The sequence below is a fragment of the Streptomyces sp. NPDC054840 genome, from assembly GCF_053611065.1.
Genome location: NZ_JBSGZP010000839.1, coordinates 1 through 2,721, shown reverse-complemented (window position 1 = coordinate 2,721; position 2,721 = coordinate 1). Strand labels below are relative to the sequence as shown.

The following is a 2,721-nucleotide window of genomic DNA, read 5'->3' as shown; positions in this document are numbered from 1 at the left end:
CGCCATGCTCGACGCCGGGCGGACCGGCGTGCTGGAGATCGGCGCGGACGGCAGGCTCTGCGGCGAGCCGCTGAAGGTGCTCGTCGAGTCCAGCGTCCCGCCCCCGCGGATGATCGTCTTCGGTGCCATCGACTTCGCCTCCGCCCTCGTACGGATCGGCAAGTTCCTCGGCTACCGGGTGACCGTGTGCGACGCGCGACCCGTCTTCGCGACGAAGACCCGCTTTCCCGAGGCGGACGAGATCGTCGTCGACTGGCCCCACCGCTATCTGGAGAGCACGGCCGTGGACGGCCGGACCGTCCTGTGCGTGCTCACCCACGACGCCAAGTTCGATGTCCCGCTGCTCGAACTGGCCCTCAGGCTGCCCGTCGCCTACGTCGGCGCCATGGGCTCCCGCCGCACCCACGAGGACCGCAACGAGCGACTGCGCCAGGTCGGGATGACCGAGCTCGAACTGGCCCGGCTGCGCTCCCCGATCGGACTGGACCTCGGCGCCCGCTCACCGGAGGAGACCGCGCTGTCCATCGCCGCCGAGATCGTCGCGAACCGCCGCGGCGGCACCGGGGCGGCCCTGACCGGCGCGCACATCCCGATCCACCCGGACATCTCGCACACCAAGCTCGACCGGATCGGATCCGTCGCCTGAAGGCGTGCCGGCCGGACTGAGAAAAGGGCGCGCCCCCTGGGGTTGCGCCCTTTCGGCATTCCCTCTATTTTACCCGCCGGTAATAGGAGGCACCCTCTCCATCCCTTCCCCACAGCGGAGTTGAGCGGATGTTGCGTACCGTGCGAACCCTGGGCCTGCTGGCCGCGGCCACCCTGCTCACCGCCTTCACGCCGGCCCCGGCGGCGCCCGCCTCCCCACCCGGCCCGGCCGGGGACCTGCGCGAGGTGCTCTTCGTCGGGAACAACTGGGAGGGCACCGCCGACGTCCTCGCCTCCACCGGCGATCTCGCCAAGGTCGGCCGGATCGACGTGGTCCCCGACAAGGCGGAGCGGCTGCGCGAGATCTACCTCAACCCGGTGAAACTCGCCTTCTTCCTCGGTATCCGGGAGAGCGCGGGGGAGGGGCACGACCAGTTCGTCGACGACATGTTCACCACCCCGGACGGCTCCGCCGTCGTCGTCTCCCGCCCCAGCTTCGCCGACGTCGTATCCATCGACGTGGCCACCGGACGCGTCAACTGGCGCTTCCCCGTGTCCGGGTACCGCTCGGACCACATGGCGGTCTCGCCGGACGGGACCCGCGTCGCCGTCTCGGCCTCCACCTCCGACACCGTGCACGTCCTGGACACCAGCACCGGGCGGCAGGTCGGCTCCTTCGGCACCGGGAGCAAGCCGCACGAGAACACCTTCACCCGCGACGGCCGCTTCCTGTGGAACAGCTCCATCGGCGAGGTGAACACCGCCCTCGACGCGCCCTGGCTGGACTGGACGAAGGGCGACCGCAGGATCACCGTGGTCGACGCGCAGACCTTCCGCACGGTCCGGGTGATCGACATGCGGGAGCGGCTGGACGCCTTCGGCCGCCGCGACCTCTCCGACGCCGTCCGCCCGGTGTCCTTCAGCCCCGACGAGTCGAAGCTCTACTTCCAGGTGTCCTTCTTCAACGGCTTCCTGGAGTACGACGTCCCCTCCGACCGGATCACCCGCCTCAAGACCCTTCCGATGAACCCCGCCACCAGCTCCGACCGCACCGCCTGGGTCAACGACTCCCGCCACCACGGCATGTCCATGAGCCCTGACGGCGCGAAGCTCTGCGTCGCCGGCACCATGGACGACTACGCGACCGTCGTGGACCGTGCCACCCTCGCCGAAGGGCCGCTCGTGCCCGCCGCGAAGCCGTACTGGGCCACGGTCTCCGGGGACGGCAGCGCCTGCGTGATCTCCGAGAGCGGCGCCGACCGGGTCACGGCCATCGACTTCGCCACCGGCGCCAAGCGGGTCTCCGTCCCCGTCGGGGACCATCCGCAGCGCGTCCGGCTCGGCCGCGTCCCGGCGGGCTGGACCGGTCCCGTCGGCCGGTAGCCGGGTCCGGCCCGTCGGGCCGTGTCGGGCAGCGGCGCGGGGCAGGCCCGGATACTCAGCCCACCGTCACGGTCGGCTCGTGCCGGACGGGGAAGTTCACCGAGTTGGCGATGAAGCACGCCCGGTGGGCCTCCTCGTGCAGTGCGATCGCCGCGGCCACCATCGACTCGTCGCCGACGGTGATCCGGGGGTGCACCACGGCCTCCGTGAACTGCCCGCTGTCCCCTGCGGTGGTCATCGTCCCGGTCGCCTCGTCGACGTACGAGGTGACCACCACGCCGTTGATCGTGCAGAAGTGCAGGTAGGAGAGCATGTGGCACTGGGACAGGGCGGCGAGCAGCAGTTGCTCGGGGTTCCAGCGGGAGGCGTCGCCGCGGAAGGTCGGGTCGGAGCTGCCGAGGATCGCCGGCAGCTCTCCGGCGGCCACCTCGTGCGCCCGCGAATAGGCGCGGTAGTGGCTGGTGCCCGTGCCGAGGTTTCCGGTCCAGGTCACGCGGGTGGTGTAGGAGTGCAGTCGGGCCATGGCGGCTGCTCCCTCTCTCGGGTACGGAACGGGTGTGCGCGGCGGGCGGACACCCGGGACGTGGCGGCGGCGTGCTCGAACCGTGCCGGGCGTCGACCTGGATCGTACGGCCGGAAGCAGAGCCGGACGAACGCCCGGACGGTCCGGGGAGGTAGCCAGCGATGTGGCGG

Annotated in this window: 3 protein-coding genes; 2 read left to right on the top strand and 1 reads right to left on the bottom strand. The window is 71.3% G+C overall.

Annotated elements, in window-relative coordinates; all coding sequences use genetic code 11:
* Nucleotides 1-646: XdhC family protein (locus ACWGIU_RS34845; RefSeq protein ID WP_453712105.1), on the top strand; the 646-nt coding region annotated here is incomplete at its 5' end.
* 128 nt (nt 647-774) lie between these two features.
* Nucleotides 775-2,028 carry a YncE family protein gene (locus ACWGIU_RS34840; protein ID WP_453712104.1) on the top strand — a complete coding sequence of 418 codons (1,254 nt, stop codon included), beginning with the start codon at nt 775-777 and terminating at the stop codon, nt 2,026-2,028.
* Between the two features lie 55 nt (nt 2,029-2,083).
* Here ACWGIU_RS34840 and ACWGIU_RS34835 read toward each other — a convergent pair whose 3' ends face one another.
* Complete coding sequence (locus ACWGIU_RS34835) at nt 2,084-2,551, bottom strand: OsmC family protein (RefSeq protein WP_453712103.1); 468 nt, start codon at nt 2,549-2,551, stop codon at nt 2,084-2,086.
* Nucleotides 2,552-2,721: the final 170 nt, after the last annotated feature.